The organism is Aliidiomarina sp. B3213, from assembly GCF_003290085.1.
Lineage (GTDB): Bacteria > Pseudomonadota > Gammaproteobacteria > Enterobacterales > Alteromonadaceae > Aliidiomarina.
Genome location: NZ_QMKJ01000003.1, coordinates 225,727 through 243,887 on the forward strand (window position 1 = coordinate 225,727; position 18,161 = coordinate 243,887).

General features: G+C 47.4%; 16 protein-coding genes. 7 read left to right on the forward strand and 9 right to left on the reverse strand.

The features are described from left to right. Window positions 1-5: 5 nt before the first annotated feature. Entirely contained in the window at window positions 6-917 is a 912-nt protein-coding gene (locus DQX04_RS10490; RefSeq protein WP_111915882.1) for an alpha/beta fold hydrolase, read from the forward strand. Further along, on the forward strand, window positions 910-1,983 hold the full coding sequence (locus DQX04_RS10495) for an RNA polymerase sigma factor (protein ID WP_111915883.1): 1,074 nt from the start codon (window positions 910-912) through the stop codon (window positions 1,981-1,983). Before DQX04_RS10490 ends, DQX04_RS10495 begins: the two co-directional genes overlap by 8 nt. Window positions 1,984-2,011: 28 nt before the next feature. On the opposite strand, the gene DQX04_RS10500 is transcribed toward DQX04_RS10495, so the two are convergent. Next, the gene (locus tag DQX04_RS10500) at window positions 2,012-2,308 is read right to left on the reverse strand and encodes a hypothetical protein (protein WP_111915884.1); all 297 of its coding nucleotides are present in this window, start codon (window positions 2,306-2,308) and stop codon (window positions 2,012-2,014) included. A 9-nt stretch (window positions 2,309-2,317) separates the two neighbouring features. After that, complete coding sequence (locus DQX04_RS10505; protein WP_111915998.1) at window positions 2,318-2,581, reverse strand: hypothetical protein; 264 nt, start codon at window positions 2,579-2,581, stop codon at window positions 2,318-2,320. 137 nt (window positions 2,582-2,718) lie between these two features. Here DQX04_RS10505 and DQX04_RS10510 point away from each other — a divergent pair, with 137 nt between their 5' ends. After that, window positions 2,719-4,401, forward strand: a complete 1,683-nt coding sequence (locus tag DQX04_RS10510) for a class I SAM-dependent methyltransferase (protein ID WP_111915999.1) — start codon at window positions 2,719-2,721, stop codon at window positions 4,399-4,401. A 22-nt stretch (window positions 4,402-4,423) separates the two neighbouring features. Here the strand turns inward: DQX04_RS10510 and DQX04_RS10515 are convergent, their stop codons facing one another. Continuing rightward, window positions 4,424-7,540 (reverse strand): DUF3427 domain-containing protein, encoded by a 3,117-nt coding sequence (locus DQX04_RS10515; protein WP_111915885.1) that lies wholly within the window; start codon window positions 7,538-7,540, stop codon window positions 4,424-4,426. Between the two features lie 204 nt (window positions 7,541-7,744). Beyond that, complete coding sequence (locus tag DQX04_RS10520; RefSeq protein ID WP_111915886.1) at window positions 7,745-8,608, reverse strand: YicC/YloC family endoribonuclease; 864 nt, start codon at window positions 8,606-8,608, stop codon at window positions 7,745-7,747. A gap of 182 nt (window positions 8,609-8,790) precedes the next feature. Here DQX04_RS10520 and rph point away from each other — a divergent pair, with 182 nt between their 5' ends. The 4 genes from rph (at window position 8,791) to DQX04_RS10540 (ending at window position 12,750) form a co-directional block, all read left to right on the forward strand. Further along, on the forward strand, window positions 8,791-9,507 hold the full coding sequence (rph, locus tag DQX04_RS10525; RefSeq protein WP_111915887.1) for a ribonuclease PH: 717 nt from the start codon (window positions 8,791-8,793) through the stop codon (window positions 9,505-9,507). Then, entirely contained in the window at window positions 9,504-10,148 is a 645-nt protein-coding gene (pyrE, locus tag DQX04_RS10530; RefSeq protein ID WP_111915888.1) for an orotate phosphoribosyltransferase, read from the forward strand. The genes rph and pyrE overlap by 4 nt, the downstream gene beginning before the upstream one ends. 155 nt (window positions 10,149-10,303) lie before the next feature. After that, a complete protein-coding gene (locus tag DQX04_RS10535) occupies window positions 10,304-10,789 on the forward strand; it encodes a DUF3015 family protein (protein WP_165831986.1) in 486 nt (161 codons plus the stop codon). Window positions 10,790-10,878: 89 nt separating this feature from the next. Next, window positions 10,879-12,750 carry a DUF4105 domain-containing protein gene (locus DQX04_RS10540; RefSeq protein ID WP_165831987.1) on the forward strand — a complete coding sequence of 624 codons (1,872 nt, stop codon included), beginning with the start codon at window positions 10,879-10,881 and terminating at the stop codon, window positions 12,748-12,750. A gap of 21 nt (window positions 12,751-12,771) precedes the next feature. On the opposite strand, the gene DQX04_RS10545 is transcribed toward DQX04_RS10540, so the two are convergent. The 5 genes from DQX04_RS10545 to DQX04_RS10565 form a co-directional block, all read right to left on the reverse strand. Then, window positions 12,772-14,424 (reverse strand): hypothetical protein, encoded by a 1,653-nt coding sequence (locus DQX04_RS10545; protein ID WP_126266350.1) that lies wholly within the window; start codon window positions 14,422-14,424, stop codon window positions 12,772-12,774. A gap of 35 nt (window positions 14,425-14,459) precedes the next feature. Then, window positions 14,460-14,939 (reverse strand): tRNA (uridine(34)/cytosine(34)/5-carboxymethylaminomethyluridine(34)-2'-O)-methyltransferase TrmL, encoded by a 480-nt coding sequence (trmL, locus tag DQX04_RS10550; protein ID WP_111915892.1) that lies wholly within the window; start codon window positions 14,937-14,939, stop codon window positions 14,460-14,462. A gap of 4 nt (window positions 14,940-14,943) precedes the next feature. Continuing rightward, the gene (locus DQX04_RS10555) at window positions 14,944-15,999 is read right to left on the reverse strand and encodes an alpha/beta fold hydrolase (protein WP_111915893.1); all 1,056 of its coding nucleotides are present in this window, start codon (window positions 15,997-15,999) and stop codon (window positions 14,944-14,946) included. A gap of 67 nt (window positions 16,000-16,066) precedes the next feature. Then, window positions 16,067-17,443 carry a HAMP domain-containing sensor histidine kinase gene (locus DQX04_RS10560; RefSeq protein WP_111915894.1) on the reverse strand — a complete coding sequence of 459 codons (1,377 nt, stop codon included), beginning with the start codon at window positions 17,441-17,443 and terminating at the stop codon, window positions 16,067-16,069. A gap of 24 nt (window positions 17,444-17,467) precedes the next feature. Beyond that, a complete protein-coding gene (locus DQX04_RS10565) occupies window positions 17,468-18,157 on the reverse strand; it encodes a response regulator transcription factor (protein ID WP_111915895.1) in 690 nt (229 codons plus the stop codon). Window positions 18,158-18,161: the final 4 nt, after the last annotated feature.

Below are 18,161 nucleotides of genomic sequence, written 5' to 3' on the forward strand. Positions count from 1 at the left end.
AGGTTATGAAATTCAAACTTAAAACTATTGCTGGCTCATTGTTACTTACTTGCGCTGCTAGCGCGCATGCGAGCTCGATCTCCACACCGATTATTGAAACCCAAGTAACTGGAAATGGGCCCGACGTGATTCTTATTCCTGGTCTAATGAGCGACGCTCGTGTTTGGCAGGAAACAGCAGCGCAGCTCGAGTCTCGTTACACCGTGCACCGCATTTCCATAGCAGGGTTTGGGCAAACACCTTTGAATACCGAACTGCGCGACTCATTCTCAGAGCCGGTTTTAAATGCTCTACACCAATACATCGAACAAAACACAGGTTCGAACACTGCGGTTGTCGGCCATAGCCTAGGTGCGTTTTTAGGGTATCAGTTGGCACTTCAAGGTAACGAGCAAGTAAGCTGTGCAGTAGCGGTAGACGGTGTACCGTTCTTCTCCGCGCTAGTCACCATGACGCCGGGCATGACTGCTGAGCAAGCACAACCCCATGCCGAACAAATGCTACAGGGATATCAACAGCTCTCAGTTGAAATGATGGTGCAACAAACCCAAATGGGTCTCGACCGACAAACTCAATCTAACGAAGGCCAAGACCTTATTATGAGCATGGCAGAAGGCTCCGATCCGCAAACAGTAGGCCGAGCCATGTATGAACTTATGATTACCGATTTACGGCCAGAACTCCCGCACCTGCAAACACCCGTACTGCAAATGGCTGCCATTGGTGCGTTGCCCGAATCACAGCACGACATGGCTTTAAACCAGTACCAACAACAAGTAAGTGGTAGTGACCACGTGAGCTTGCTAGAGTTTAACCAAGCGCATCATTTTATTATGTGGGACCAGCCCGAGGCATTTATGCAAGCAACGCAGAACTTCATGGAAGAACAATGTTTTGGGGGTAACACCCATGGCTAATTTCGCAGCATTAAACAGCAACGTAGAGCTTGCCCGCAAAGGCGACCAAACCGCTTTCAGCGCCATTGTTGCAAGTACCCAGAACCTAGTCAGTAGTGTTGCGCTAGCTATTGTGCACGACGTTCGCGCCAGCGAAGACATCGCCCAAGAAGCTTATGTACAAACCTGGCAAAAGCTCGACCAACTGAAGCGCAACCAAAGCTTCTTACCGTGGCTTCGCCAAATTACGCGCCATTGTGCTTATCAATGGTTAGAGCGGGAAAAACATAACCATCAGAGTCGCCAAGAGTCACTCGAGCCTGAATTCGAAAGTTTGGTCGACGACTCTCTTCCAGACGAACAGCTCAACCAAGCACAGCGCGAGAAGATACTCGCAGCAGCCATGGCAAAGCTACCCGATGAGAGCCGAGATATTGTGGTGCTGTATTATCGCGAACAACAGTCTGCCGAGCACGTCGCCAAGCTGCTCGGCTTGGAGCCAGCAACCGTGCGACAGCGCCTTTCGAGGGCACGTAAAACGCTCGCCGAAGACTTACTCAAACGCGTAGGCAAAGCAGCACTACTTACCGCACCTTCGCTAAGCGCTACCGCAATACTCAGCAGCGTTGCCATGTTCACGGCTCCACCGGCAGCTGCCGCAACGGGAACAGCGGTAACCACAAGCCTTACCGGTTTCGGGAAGTGGTTCATGTTACTCGGCACCGCAGCCGTGGGATTGGTAGGCGGACTTGCCGGAATTTTCATCGGCGCAAAACAAGCAGAAAAGTACGCCAACAACCAAGAAGCGAAAGGGATACTCAAGAAGCTTCGTAACCAAACCGCATGGTTCTTCGTTGTGATTGGAGGGCTATTCTTCGCAAGCTACGCACTCGACGACAGCTGGGTTATGCCCACCATTACCTACTGCATTCTTGTCGCCGGAGTCATGTTCAATCAAAGCCGAGTGCACCAACACATACACATGCCCAAAAATAAGAAGTGGCAGTGCTACGTAGGTGCCATCGGTGGACTCGGCGGCGGATTCAGCGGGCTTATTGGTGGTTTTTTGTTGAGTGGGCGGTTGTAGTTAAAAAACGAGAACAGCTCGTAAACCATTAGTGAACCGAGTGTTCGCGGCGCGCCTCGATTTGTTTGGGCGAAATCACAGCTCCGACAACGGGCTCCAGCGCCGCCTGCACCTCGGGAGTTAACGCTTTAAACTCACTTAAAAGTAAGTCTTCACTCACCGAGTCATTAAATACCAGCGTAACTTTCAAACTTTGCGGAAAGCGGTTGTAGTCAACCGCGTGGGTAAGCCAAACAAAGCCCGAGGTTTCGAACTTCGCACGCTCGCAAACCTCCGTAAGCGCTTTAATGATTTGGTTGTCTGTTTTCTTGTCGGTCTTTTTCATAAGGACAACTTATTCAGGCCGCAAATCGCCCGGTAAGAACTTCACCACAAACACCACCTTGCCATAAGTTTCAAACGACCACTTCATGCAGTCATTCAACGCAGTCATCACCAAGTCATAGTCACCAAACACCTGCGTGCTCAACGTGTTAGTAAGTACTTTCACGCCCTCATGCGCTTTAAGCTTGTTGTTCAGCTCGTCGATGAAGCCTGAGATCGGCTTAATGTATTCGTCTGCTAGCGGGTATTTGCTTATTTCTATGCTTAGTTTCACTTTGGGGCCTTTTATGAATTCTGGTTGTTTTAATAAAAGCAAAGGGTAACTGATAACGGCTACAACGATAAAGCTCCTTTAAACAACGCAGTTTAGTGTTTATAGTGAAATCCAACTTCTTACAGCAGATTGCTTTAATGTCTAAAACCATCAACTACTACACTAAAAACGCTGAACAGTTGTCTGAACAATACGACAGCTTAGCGTTTGAAGACGTGCACAAGGATTGGATGGAAGAAATTCCAAAGTCTGGCTTTGTGCTTGATGTAGGAGCTGGTTCTGGAAGAGATGCTCGATACCTCGCGAGTAAAGGGCTTACCGTATATGCAGTAGAGCCGGCTGACGGCATTCGCGAGCGCGCTCAAAGTTACGAGGCAAATTCTAATATCCAATGGCTGGACGACAGCCTTCCAGCACTTGAGCAAGTTCATCAAATCAACGCTAAATTTGACCTCATCTTACTCAGCGCTATTTGGATGCATATTCCACCCTCATCACGAGAACGAAGCTTTAGAAAGCTGAGTAGTTTGCTCAACCCAAACGGTAAATTAGTTATTTCTCTTCGCCATGGAAGTAGCCCAGATGAGAGAAAAATGTATCCTGTTTCCAAAGATGAACTTGCTAATTTAGCTCAACAATTTGGACTTTCTTTATCATGCAAGGGTGTTTCCCAAGATAAGAGTGGTAGACATGATGTTTATTGGGAAACAGTGGTTCTGACTCTCCCTGATGATGGAACCGGAGCATTCCCACTTATTCGAAACATTGTTATCAACGACCACAAGTCATCCACCTACAAAGTTGCGTTATTGCGCACTTTGCTGAGGATTGCAGAGGGTCATCCGGGTGCCGTTCTAGAACGGACGCCTTCAACTGTAAAGCTTCCACTTGGACTTATCGCACTATATTGGCTGAAACTCTACAAACCCCTTGTAGACACTTTGAATCTCAAACAAGGTTCGGGTTCTAGATTGGGCTTCGTAAAAGCAAACGGCTGGAAAAAATTAACACACTTCCATGAGAGCGACTTCTATATTGGACGATGCGTGTTCGACCAAGAAGAAGCAGAAAGTTTGCATCAAACCCTTAAAGATATTTCAACGACCATCAAGAATATGCCCGTAAAATACATCACCTTACCGGGCACAGAACAAGCCATTTTCAATGTTGAAACCAGTAGAACAACCAAACCTAAATCCTCGCTACTTTTAGATTTTAACTACCTGAAGTCACTTGGTCAGTTCGAAGTGCCCGCCGATTTTTGGGAGGTTCTGTCTCGGTTTAGTGTTTGGATAGAACCGGCTCTCGTCAATGAATGGGCTCGTTTAATGGAGAGCTACCCCCGAAACAAAGAGCGGGGTCTACATAAAACCGATTATTTAAACGCGCTAAATTGGGAGAATCCAGAGAGGAACACCGGTCGAATTCGACAAAGAGTCGCGCAGCTTCTTTCTGATACTAGCGTCCAGTGTTGTTGGTCCGGCAAAGACTTAGCTAGAGTTCAATACGCTATCGACCACGCCTTCCCATTTGCACGATGGCCCAACAACGATTTGTGGAACCTATTACCCGCACAAGCAAAGTTAAACAATGAAAAGTCCGATAAATTACCCACCAGACAACGCATGAAAGAATCTCAGAAGTACATCGTTTCGTGGTGGGATTCAGCGTGGAAAGACAACAAAGAAGAGTTTTTCACACAAGCCAACTTCGCTTTACCGAACTTGCAGCCAAATAACCGAAATACTGGTGATATATTTGAAGCCATGCTCATGCAACGGGATAGAATCAAGCAGACACAGCAACTTGCTGATTGGTGAGTCCTGATTTATTGACGCTTCTTTACCTCACAACTGAATATTCTTGAAATAATTTCGCAGACAAAGGATGTGTTAATTTCCAAGTGATGTTCATCGGTCGAGAACCTTCACTTTTGACAAGCTCTACAGGCCCACAGGCTCTGTAAGGTGAATTTTTGTTCACACGAACAAAGAGCTGAAACTTCCAACCATTACTATCGCTTTGAAGGTAACGCTTGCCTGCCGTAGTGTGAGGAGCAGCTGCATTTTGAGTTTGCCAGTGAAACAACTCTCGACTAATTGCGTAGTCGTCGTACGCAACTCCTTCATGTAGAGCATTTTGCTTATCAAGGGTTACGAAAAGAAGCTCTAATTTTTTGTTCTGATCACGCCAAACACCTTCTCTTACTGCTGCAAATTTCGTTTCGGTATGATGTCCAACGGCTGTCATGATTTCACGTATTTTATATGCACTATGTAGCTTTAAGCCGGAAGACTCTATAGCTGGCAAAGGCTGGAAGTATTCGTTAGTCGCGGAGTCCAATGCGTCAGATAACTCAATCAATTCGTCCAAAAGTTCCGGAGTGTTGACTAAGTCATTCAATAAATTTGATACGGTTTGCACACTGGAGCCGCCACAAACCTGGTATGCCACCATAAGGGCTCTTCTTTGTGACATCTCGTCGTTTTTTAAGGCTCTATTACCTATCGAACGGATCACATCAATGTAATCCGGGTCATCAATATGGCAAAGATCCTTAAAGCGTCTGTTTAATTTTGTCTCTAATTCTGCAGGTTCTCCCTCCAGAAGCTGTGCGTCGCGTTTTAATCTAGTCCAGCCAGAGGCACCATTTTCGCGATATATTTCAGGTAAACTTAACGCCTGCTCTTGAACAAATTTTGTTAAGCTCAGCGAATCATCTGAATGTCTTACTTGATAGCTTACAAGCTCAGTTTTAAGCCTTTGCCAGTTGAGGTTCACCGCCTCCCTTAAATTTGTAAGGATTTGCTCCCGGGCTTGTTTTTGCATCTGTAAATAGCATCCAGGAGGGAGGTTTCCAAATCCATTTTCTACACCTTTTAGAATTTCTCGCTTAGATAAACCGGTTATAGAGCTGTAAAGCACATCAAACCTAAAATCATTTGAATATTGACCCACGAAGTCCAAAACTAAACAGCTTTCTTTCCCATCGTAGAGTCTTAGCCCACGACCTAACTGCTGTTGAAAAAGCGTGGCGCTCTGTGTCGGTCTTAAAAGTAACAGAGTATCTACAAAGGGTAGATCAACCCCTTCGTTGTATAAGTCGACCGTTACAACAATATTTATTTCCTTGGCTTCTAAAAGCTTAGGAATTGCAGCACGGTCTTTAGCGGAAGTTTGGCCCGTAACTAATAACGCTTTTATTCCATTCTCATTGAAAAAATTAGTCATAAACTCCGCATGGGCGATCGAAACACAGAATGCCAATGCCCTACATAACTTTATGTCGTTCACGTATTCCTGCCATGCTCTTACGACCGCTTTGGCGCGACTCATTTCTCCAGTTAGCAGTTTTTCAAGCTGAGCAGCCTCATTGGCTGATCTCCAATTCACACCAGAATAATCTACACCGTCAGCACAAGCATAATATTCAAAAGGTGCTAACAATTGCTGTTCTAAAGCATGCCATAATCGAAGTTGCGCCGATGGGGTTCCATCCGGTCTAGAATCAAAGTGTTGCAGAATGTTTTGCCCATCAGCTCTTTCAGGAGTTGCCGTAAGACCCAATAGAATATGGGGATTCAAAACATCTAAAAGCCTTTTAAATGATTTTGCTTCAATATGATGACACTCATCAATAACCACGATATTCCAGTAATCTCCGCCAAAGCGGTCAATCAAGCCTTGACTATTTATACTCTGAACAGTCGCAAACAAGTGATGGAAAGAGGCTGGTTGATGGCCACCAACAAGGTAGTCACCAAAATTTTGATCACGGAGAACGTGGCGAAAAGTTTGGAGTGACTGAGTCAGGATCTCTTTCCGGTGAGCGACAAATAACAACCTAGGCTTCCCACCCAGCTGCTTGGCTATTCTTTTGTAATCGAGAGCCGCCATAACCGTTTTACCCGTTCCGGTGGCAGCTACTAATAAATTCCTATTTCGTCCATGTGATCGCTCATTCGAGAGCTGGTCTAAAATTACTTGTTGAAAAGGTTTTGGTTCTATCTCAAAGAATGTTGTGATGACATTATCACCGTAATCTTTTGCGCCTCGTTCGCGAGCTAATGCCTGATGTAACTCATTTTTATGGACTTCGTTGTTCGGGTCGTAAGCTTGAAACTCTTCGTCTTGCCAAAGTGTCTCAAAATGGGCCTTTGCCCTTTTGAAAAGGTGGTTTTGTCCCTTTTCAGTGAACTTTACAGTCCACTCTAATCCGCCCATTAATGCAGCACCGGATAGATTCGCACTACCCACATAGGCTGAACCAAAACCGGTATCTCTTTCAAAGATCCACGCCTTCGCATGCAAGCGATTACGTCGCCCATCTAATGATACTCTCACTTGTGTGTTCGGTAGATTAGCCAACATATCAACCGCTTTTAAGTCGGTGGCTCCGATATACGTAGTCGTGATTATTCTTAAACTCGTTCTCGAGGATTGTTGTGCATCCGTTGCAGTTATCTCGCGCAGAAGATCGATAATTTTTCTAACACCAGAAACAGTTATGAAACTCATCAAAATATCAACGTGTTTACAGTTAGAGAGTTCAGCTTGAAGCTCATGAAATAGAGCAGGAGAATCCTTCCCTGAAGTAAATAGCCACGGCTGCGCCAATCCTACTTGGGGTAACTTAACGTCTTCGAGAGGATGATGTAGGGCTCTCAAGACTTTAGGTGGATTTTGATAAACTACTGATTTTTCCAGATTAGAAAGCTTTCTGGCATGAACAATTACGTCATTCAAAACTTCAATTTGACGTCGCAGTCGCTCATCAGTATTCCCGCGTTCTTCTCCAATACTGGCAAGCACAATCGACAACTCTTCAGTCGCGACCTCCGCAAGATGGCGCGCACTCTGCGCAAGCTCTAGCGCTTCACTGATCTCTTCCAACCCAGACTCTTCAACAAGTCGTTGCGTATCCTCTGAATGAAGTAACTCGTAAAAGCCTTCCTTCATATTGTGTCATCCTTTGCTTAACATAGAGTCAAAGTTGCCAGGATTGAGCCAAAACAACAAGTCGTTGAATATTTGGTAAGTACTGATACTTCTGATTTTTTAGATTCCGACGTCTAGAAACAACAAAGGCTCCACTTGGAGCCTTTACAAATGCATTTTTTATTTCAATTAACAGTATTCATTGAAAAATTAATCTCTTTAAAATCACTCAATATTCTGAATCTGCTCCCGCATCTGCTCAATCAGCACCTTCATCTCCACAGCGGCGGCGGTAATGTCGGTGTGAATGCTTTTCGAACCAAGCGTATTGGCTTCGCGGTTGAACTCTTGCATCATGAAGTCGAGGCGTCGGCCGCAGGCGCCGCCTTTTTCAAGGGTGTTGAGGGTTTCTTTAATGTGGCTGTCGAGGCGGTCGAGTTCTTCGGCTACGTCGACTTTTTGTGCGAGTAGTACCATTTCTTGTTCCACGCGTTCGGCGTCGAGGTCTATTTTTGCTTCTTCAAATTTGGTGGCTATGCGTTCGCGCTGCCATTTGATGATTTCTGGCATGTGTTCGCGCACTTTGGTGACGTTGCTGCGAATGTCGCGTAGGCGTTCTTCAATAAGGCTGCGCATGTTGCTGCCTTCGCGGGCGCGGTGGTCGATAAAGCTGCTGAGTGCCTTTTCAAAGCCTTGTAGTAATTCGGCTTGTAGGCTGTCCATGTCGGCTTCTTCGCTGCTGAGTACGCCTGGCCATCTGAGTACGTCGAGTGGGTCGATGGAGGCGGTTGCGCCTTTTTCTTGTATCCATTCTGCGCTGCGAAGTACGGCTATTGCCATGTCTTCGTTCACGTTAAGCGAGGTGTCTTTGCCTGCGCCTGGGGTAAAGCGTAAGTTACATTCTACTTTGCCGCGTTGCAGTTTCTTTCTTAAACGGTCGCGAAGTGGAATTTCTAAGGCGCGGAATTGTTCTGGAAGTCGGAAGTAAGTTTCTAGAAACCTTTGGTTTACTGAACGTAGTTCCCAAACTGCTGTGCCCCAATCGCCTTTAATTTCTTCGCGCGCATACGCGGTCATGCTGTAGATCATGCGTTTTACCCTATTCATTCGCATTCAATTTCCGCGCAGTATATCACTTTTCTTGGTATTGGGTTTCTCGTCGAAATAAGCCTTGAGTCCGTGCTATAATTCGCAACCACAATATTCCTTTTGCCTGCTTGCTTGCGCGTTATACACCGCATGCCAGCCCACTTTTAACGAGGAGTTCTTCTATGCGTCCAAGCGGCCGTACCAGCAATCAAATTCGCCCTGTAACGATCACCCGCAACTACACGCGCCATGCCGAAGGTAGTGTGCTTATTGAGTTTGGCGACACCAAGGTTTTATGTAACGCCAGCGTACAGGAAAGTGTTCCTCGTTTTTTGAAAGGTAAAGGCCAAGGTTGGGTTACTGCGGAATACGGCATGTTGCCGCGTGCTACGCACACCCGTTCAGACCGCGAAGCTGCGCGTGGCAAGCAAGGTGGTCGTACTATGGAAATTCAGCGCCTTATCGCACGTTCATTACGTGCGGCGGTAGACCTTAGCGCGCTGGGCGAGAACTCGATTACGGTAGACTGCGACGTGATTCAAGCCGACGGTGGTACGCGCACGGCGTCTATTACGGGTGCTTGTGTGGCTATGGTCGACGCCATTAACCATATGCGCAAGAAAGGCTTAATTAAAACCAACCCGTTGAAGTCTATGGTTGCGGCTATTTCTGTGGGTATTTACAACGGTGAACCGGTTGCCGATTTAGACTACCCAGAAGACTCTGCTGCCGAAACCGACATGAATGTAGTGATGACCGACACGGGTAAAGTGATTGAAATTCAGGGTACGGCTGAAGGCGAACCGTTTAGCTTCGACGAAATGAACGCCATGGTAGAGCTTGCTAAGCACGCCATTCGTGAATTAAACGATATTCAGAAAGAGGCGCTAAACGGATGAAGGCATACCAACGCGAATTTATCGAATTTGCTTTAGGCAAAGGTGTACTGAAGTTTGGCGAATTCACCTTAAAAAGTGGTCGTAAAAGCCCTTACTTTTTTAATGCCGGTTTGTTTAACACGGGTGCCGACTTAGCCAAACTAGGTCGTTACTACGCCGCTGCGCTGCAAGATTCAGGTATTGAGTTCGACGTGCTATTTGGCCCGGCGTACAAAGGTATTCCAATTGCTACAACCACAGCCGTTAGCTTGTTTGAGCACCACAACCGCGACGTGCCTTATTGCTTCAACCGTAAAGAGAAGAAAGACCACGGTGAAGGCGGTAACTTGGTTGGCGCAGCTCTTGAAGGCCGCATTATGTTGGTCGACGACGTCATTACCGCAGGTACAGCCATTCGCGAGTCGATGGACATCGTTCAGGCGGCAGGCGCAAGCTTGGGTGGCGTGCTTATTGCCCTTGATCGCCAAGAAAAAGGCAAAGGCGAGCTCAGCGCTATTCAAGAAGTAGAGCGCGACTATGACGCCAAAGTAATCGCCATAGTTACGCTTAACGATTTGGTTGAATACTTGTCGGAACAACCTGGTCAAGAAGAAATGCTTGAGAAGGTTCGTGCATACCGTGCCCAGTACGGTATTGAGTAAATTTTTTCGAAACGATTTACAGCCGACCCAACATTCCATAATATGAAATTTGGACGTTTCGGGCTCGGTTGTATTTCTAACAGCTCAAGCACTTAAAAACCGAAACTGTTTCATGGAAAGCAATAACAACAAATATGTATGAAGAAGGATTTGTGATGAAAAAATTATCTCTACTCGTAGCTGCTGGCGTAATGTCTGCGGGCCTAATGGCAACTCCTCAAACAGCTGAAGCGCAAGGCCTGGAAGTGAACCCATGGCAACATTGCGGTATTGGCGCAATGATTTTCCCTGAGAACGGCGTTGCTGCTGCAATCTCGAACATTATTTGGGATTTAGGTACAACAGCTGTAACTTCTGCAACTGTAACTCCAGAGCAGTGCGGAACTTCAATTGTAGACGTAGCACTTCTTATCGACAGCTCTTATGACCAGCTAGCGATGGAAACTGCTCAAGGTTCTGGCGAGCACTTAACAGCTGCGCTTAACCTTGTAGGTTGTAATGCAACTGAAGAAACTGTTGGCGCACTTCGCGCAGACCTTGCTGAAGTAGCTAGCTCTAGCAACTACACTGAAATGTCTCACGAAGAGAAAGCGTACAGCTACTACAGCAGCTTACAAACAGTAGCAGCAGGCTGCGCATAATTTCTTCTTTGAACAAAATGAAGAACTAAGAAACAACGGCGAAGTTTTCTTCGCCGTTTTTGATCAACCTAACTCTATTCGGAAGTACTGTGCGCAGGCTTGTTCTCTCTTTAATATTATTCCCCATACTTGTGTCTGTTCCTGCCTATGCTAGCGACGACCCTTACGCAGTGATTGCGCAGTCGCGTACCTGGCTGAAACTGCTGCACGTAGACGAACCCGGAGCTTTAAGCGCTGTAAACGACCAGCGCTTTTTCTTAAGCGAGCAAGGTAGGCAGAACCCTTATGCAGAACTAAGAGCTACGCTAGCAGCGCTTGAAGCACCACAAATTGCAGGCGAAGGCCATGCGGTATGTAAATTCCCTGCGCGCGCCCAGTTTTTAGCGCAGCAAAACCTAGTGCAGCCTACCGACGCTAATTGCCCAGAACGCGACGAGTGGTTAGGCAAACACCAAGACCAATCCGTAGGAGTAATGTTTGCGTCAGGTTATTTAGGAAACCCGGCTTCGTTTTTTGGCCACATGCTTATTCACCTTGGCGAACCTAGTTCAAACGACACCCCGGTAACGCTACTCGACACCAGCATGAACTTTGGCGCAGACACTGGCGACGACGGAATCGTTCCTTATATTCTGAAAGGCTTATTTGGCGGCTATCAGGCTCGTTATTCACAAGCACTGTTCTTCCATAACTCAGCCATTTATTCCGAATCGGAAATGCGCGATTTATGGCAATACAAACTGAACCTGAACGATGAAGACCGCGAGTTTTTAATTCTTCACATGTGGGAAGTCCTGGGGCAAAACTTTGATTACTTATTTTTGTCTGAAAACTGCGCTTCGCGCATAGCAAGAACCCTTGAGTTGGTGATCAACGACGACCTTGCTCAGTCAAACATGCCTTGGGTTGCCCCTGAAACCGTAATGCGTAACTTAAGCCAAGCGGAGTACGAGGGCGAGCCGTTAATTGCAGAGCGTGAGCACAAACCTTCTCGAAGACTCATTACCGAACACCTTTTTCATCAACTGACCAGTGATCAGCAATTTGCACTTGAAAGCACATGGCAAAACCCAAACTTGTTAAACTTCCAAAACACGGCGTTTGCGGAGCTTAATACAAATGAACAAGGGGCAGTTATTGATGTAATACTCAGCCACTTGCTCACGCTAGAAGAAACAGACACGGAATTGCCGATACCCCAATTGCGCCAGCAAGCGCTAGTCAAACGGCTACAACTTCCTGCAAATTCGCAAGTTTCTCGTCCTTTGCCGCCACCACCGATTGAAACGGCAGTACCTTCGAGCATGTGGCGCATGGCATTCTTGGATAATAGCGAAATAGGTACAGTCGGCAGGCTAAGTTTCAGGCCGCTACACTACGACTTACTGCAAAGTTCTGCTGCGCGTATGCCTTACGCCAGCTTGGAAGTATTGCGCACAGACATCGACATTACCGACAACAACATATCGTTGAATCGCCTACAGTTGTTCGACGTTACGAACCTTTACGTGCAGCGTACCCCGTTACCTGAAATGCGATCGCGTGCCTGGCAAGTTGCGGCAAACATCAGCAACACGCATTTAAGTTGTACCGACTGTTTAAACTTCAATCTCGACTTGAAAACAGGTTGGTCGGATAGGTTCGGACACGCAGTACCTTACGCCATGGCAGGTGTGCAGCTAAGTACTACCGGCTTTCAAAAAGGTCCGGTAGCCGTAACCGCCACATTAGGCATGCTGTTAGACCATTCCAATATTCAGCGTACGCATATTGAACTCACCGCGCGCGAAGGATTTGCTGGGGAAGCGGGCAGAATAAGCCAACTTAACGTAGAGCATTTATTGCAAATAGACAGTGCGTTTGACGCACGCTTCTATGTTCGTGCCGACCGCTACCGCTTAAGTAACGGCGAGCAACAAAAAGGCCAGGAACTGGGCCTGGCCTTTAGCTATTACTTTTAAGCGTGGCTATTCTAAACGAACCTAGTCGTCGTTAAGCGCCACACCCATAGTACCGTTTACCACTTGGCAGCGGCCTCGGCTAGACTGTGTTTGGCTGTCGTCGCTCACTTGCATAATCAACTGGCCAATGTCTTCCACCAACTGCGCTACTCCGTTTTGGCATAGCGTAGTCATAGACGCATAAACACCAGTGTTGTCTAAAAAACGGTTGGTGACATTGCGTGGTGCTGTTGTTGGCTGCTCTAGCATAACAATATCGTTCACGCTGGTACTGGTAAGTCGACCCGTTGCACCGTTTTGTAAGTAATGGAATGTGGCTGCAGTGAATTGCCTATTTCCTTGTACGCCCTCGAAAATAGTTACACCCTCATTGCCTTGCACACGAAAGTAACTTTGCGCGGTATTTACCTGCAAACCTGTGTTGCGGTCGATACCGAAGCTCAGTGGAATAGCAGCCTGCTGTGCTAGCTTCATTAACCGAACTTGACGACCTCGCTGGGCAAACTCACTGTCTACGGTTCCAAACGGGAAGATACCTAAGCCACCTAGTGGATCATAAGTTACGGTGTTCGTACCTAAGTTGCGTGGGCAGCTATTGTCTAGGTCGCAATTTAAAGGTGGTGCTGCACGCGACTGCGCTCTGCGGCGCATGGCTTCTCGGCTTGTGCCGTTAGAAAGCATGTTACTTTGCACCATAGCGTTAGACGCTTCACCTTCCGAGAACACAATGAGGCTGCCTTCACGGAAACGTTCAAGCACGCCACCTAAAAAACCAACTGGGTCATTATTTTGCACCATGGCGTCGCGTAAACGCTGTGCTCGACCGTCTAGGAAAAACACGCCATGGGTTGTTGCTAATACGTCTCGCCATGCATTATCTGCTTCGCAATAGGCCACTTGTTGGGCATGAAATTGCGGGCTCACTCTGTCACGGTCGTAGGTATCTAGGTCTGTTCTGCGGAAATCTTCTAATTCGTCACAGGCATTCATCATTTGTGCTTTGGTGACTACCGAGTCTAACGGTAGCCATTGCACAATTGCTCCTGCTTGCTCAAACGCACTGGTATAGCGTTGAACTTGTGCAAAGCTATTTCGAGCCGCTGCAGTGACCAAGGTTAATCTTGGTTGGCTGCCGCCGCTAATCGGACGCATCATGTTTACGATGTCGGTAATAAACTCTTGGGTAACTGGCGAAGACTGTTCAATATTCGCAACTTCGTTCAAACCTTCTAACCGGCGTAACTCGAGCGTGTCTAGAATGCGGTTATATTCGGCGTCGGTAAGTTGCATTAATAAGTCTAAGTGCGCGCGCGAGCGAAAGCGCTCTACAAAACGAGGTTCGGGCACAATGCCACGGCCAAAGTGCTCAGACATTTGTGCCAGGGCTTCACTTACCGCGTTACGTATGTCTTCTCTGTTATCTGGCCAAATGGCTTGGTTGGTTGCTGACCGGCGGCGAACGTCACTCAGGTCAAACAAACGAGCGGTGCGCATTTCATTGGCTTGAATCCAACTTGTGTTTTCGCACCACTCTTGTTTCATGCTCGAGCAAATTTCTAATTCGCTACCTAGCATATACAAATTATAAAGCCGCGGAGTGTCTTGCGCCTGCGCACTAGCACTTACCACAACAGCAAGCATTGCGCCTATCCAGCTCAATAAGGAGTACTTCATTTTATTTCTCCGGGTTTTAAAGTTAAGTTCTGACATTAGCTTCCAATATAGTCGAGTTGTCGCCACGCTTCATAAGTTATGACCGCAACCGCATTAGAAAGGTTCAGGCTGCGGCTATGTGGCAGCATGGGAATACGGATACGAAAACCGTCTTTTGCTTGGTTCAATACGCTGTCGGGTAAGCCTCGACTTTCAGGTCCAAATACTAACGCATCACCCTCTTCATATTGAACCTTAGAATGAGCCACCGAGCCCTTGGTAGTGCATGCAAACCAGCGCTTGGGTTGAACACTTTCTAAAAAGGCGTCGAAGTTCTTATGAAACTTCACTTGCGCCAGCTCTTTGTAGTCCATGCCTGCTCGACGTACTTTCTTTTCGTCGATATCAAAGCCCAAGGGTTCAATTAAGTGTAGTTGCATGCCGGAATTGGCACATAAACGAATAATATTCCCTGTGTTTGGCGGAATTTCCGGTTCAAACAACACAATATGTAGGGGAGACTGGGCTTGCGACACTAACTTATTCCTCTGCCAAAGCCGTAGGTAACGACTCTAAAAATGCGGTAACTTCTGACATTGCACGATTACGAACGTCGTCGGTTTCCATCAGAATTTCATGACGGGCACCGTCTATTTTCACCAAGCGTGTGTGTTCATTATCGCAGTTTGCAATGAATCTGTCCTGTGCTTCAGGCATCACCACTACATCGTCGCTACCTTGCATCAATAAAATGGGCGTAGATATTTTGCGTGCCATGCGGGGCAAAATGTCCATGGCATTTAATGACTCGGTTAACCATTGCCACGTAGGGCCGCCTAAGCGAATGCGCGGATGCTCTTTGTACATACCCGTAAGCCAGCTATACCTATTCGCACTGTGAGTTAAGTCGTTCTTGGCAAAAGGTAATGGGTCGTAGTCTTTCATGCCTATGAAGTAGTGCGCCGAATTAGGTGCAACCGAGCGTTTCACTTTCGCCCCAAACCGCACTATTGCCTTGCCTAAGCTTTCAGGCCATGGCTTGGTGTTAATACCCATCATGGGTGCACTTAATATTGCAGCTTTGAACTGAAACGGGACTTTTGCGCGACCATATTGCGCCATATATAAACTAGCAATGGCACCGCCCATGGAATGCGCGACTAAATAGCAAGGCTGTCCTTGAATACGCGGCTCTAGCTCGCTCATCCAGGTTGTGAAGTCGTCTACATAATCAATAAAGTGGTCAACGTGCCCATGTTCATGGTGGTCGGTTAAGCGTTCGCTAAATCCTTGGCCTCTGTGGTCGATAAGCGCCACAGAATAACCCGTTGCGGCCCACTCTAAAGCCACTTCTTGGTATTTAATGTAAGACTCGATACGACCGGGCGAAATAACTACCCAAGGAGAAGGTTCTAACTGCGGCCAAACACCGTACGCAATGCGTTTGTCGTGCTTGCCGTTAAATTCTAAATGTTCGGTGCGCTGCCAAAACGCAGCTAAATCTGTTTTTGCCCAGTCTAGCCACGCTGAATCTGTGTCTGCGGGGCGAGCCTCTAACCATGCATTCAGTTGTTGTTGAAGAGCTGCCTTGTCCATGCTGTGTCTCTATTCTTGTGAGTCGGTGTGCGCACTGTTTCTTATTTTTCTTTCTTACATTAATCTGCTAAACACTACATGGTATCGAAAGTGTCACCGCAAACCCACCCTCGGGATGATTTTCTGCATGTAATTCACCCTGCAACACACGGCTAGCACGCTGGCAAAGTGCCAAACCTAACCCCACACCGGCACCATGATGCCGCGACGGGTCGGCCCGAAAGAACGGCTGAAACAACTCTTCTAATTTTTCCTCTGCAACACCTGCTCCATGGTCACGCACAGTAATTGCGCATTCAGAACCTATGAGCTGTACATAAACCTCTACTGGGCTTTGTTCACCACCATACTGAAATGCATTGCGAATTAAGTTCTCCACCACCAAGCGCACCAATAGGGCGTCTGTTTCTAGGGTGATTTCCTCTTGCGCCATCTTAACGTGCAGTCTTTCACGCCAGTCGTCTTTGCCGTAGCTTAAGTCGGCTTGAATGTCGCCTAGCAAAGTATTCAGCGAGAACGGCTCGGTGATAGGCTCGTCTAACCCATTTTCTAGGCGCGACAGCCATAAAATACTCTCGATAATATGTCCTAAACGCTGTACGTCTTTGTTCAACTGGTTTACATGAACATTGTCACCCGTTAATTCTTCTTGCAGTAAGTCGAGGGCGATTTGAGAGCGAGTTAAAGGAGAGCGTAGCTCGTGAGAAACGTCACTTAATAAGCGTCTTTGGGCGTCACGAGAAACAGCAAGCTCCTCTGCCGTGCGTTTCATCGCTCGCGCCAGCTCGCCTAGTTCGTCTCTTCGCTTCGGCAATTTGCGTAAATTTGGGTAGGCTTGCCCTGCTGCAATTTCGCGCGTGGCGTTTCTTAGAATAATCAATGGGCGCACAAACCAAATACCCAACACCAGTGCGCCTATTCCAGTAATCACCGACGCGAGTACTAGTAGTCGTGGAAGCCAATCTTGCTGCTCTTGCGAGTCTAACGCTAAGCTTTCTTCTTGGGTGAGCGGCCTGCTGATCACTAAATTCACCGGCCCTAGTGTAAAAGGCCCAGCGAGTAACCTGTTTCCCACCGCTATTTGCTGCGCTTCATTCAATTGCAGTAAGCGTTCGGCTTGCATAATCACGGTTTGATGCAGACCCGGAGCATATTCAGCACGACTTGGTACACCGTTTTCGTCCAATTCCTGACGCGCCACAATTCGGTATTCGCCCACCAGCAACCTGCCCGACTGAAATGCTGGGTCGGCAGGTGCGGCGGTATTAAATATGGGTGTTAAGCTGCGCTCGAAGTCTTCCGACACCTGCGCTAACGAAGGGGGGCGTGTAACGCTAAACGCTGCATACAAGGAAATACTGGCAGCAGCTAACAGAAGAAACCAGAACAAGCCGAGCAAACGAAGGGTAAGCGACTGATACCATCGAGTTCTTAAAGCCTTCATTTACTCGCCCTATTCAATGTAGAACTAGCACTCTACCATACGATAACCGCGGCCTCGAACAGTCTCTATGCGCTCTGGAGCCTGCGGTAGTTTTTTACGAATATTGCTCACATGCACGTCGAGCGATCTGTCGTAAGGGCCTAGCTGACGGCCTAGCACATGCATCGACAAGCTCTCTTTCGTGACCAACTGACCATGGTGCGTCATAAGCTGTCGCAACACTTCAAACTCTGTTGGTGTTAACACAAGATCATGATTGTCGCAGGAAGCGGTGCATTCCTTGGTATCAATTTTAAAGCCTGCAAAGCGTAATGACTGAACTTCAGTATCGTCACTCTTGCTGTTGTTTCGTTGCTGGCGGCGCAATAAAGCGCGAATACGGGCGACTAGCTCTCGCGGGTAAAAAGGTTTGGGTAGGTAGTCGTCGGCGCCGAGCTCTAAGCCGACTACACGGTCTACGTCGTCGCCACGCGCAGTAAGCATGAGTACAGGGTAATCCACGTCACTTTGGCGTAGCTGCTTCAACACTTGTAAGCCGTCGATATGAGGTAACATGATGTCGAGTAGAACGATGTCCCACGGCTGGCTTGTTGCTCTCTCTAACCCCGCTCTGCCGTCGTTGGCGGTGGTAATCTTCCAACCCTCACGCGTTAGCACTTGCGTAAGCATTTCACACAATTCAATGTCGTCGTCGATCAGTAAAATAGAAGTCATACTC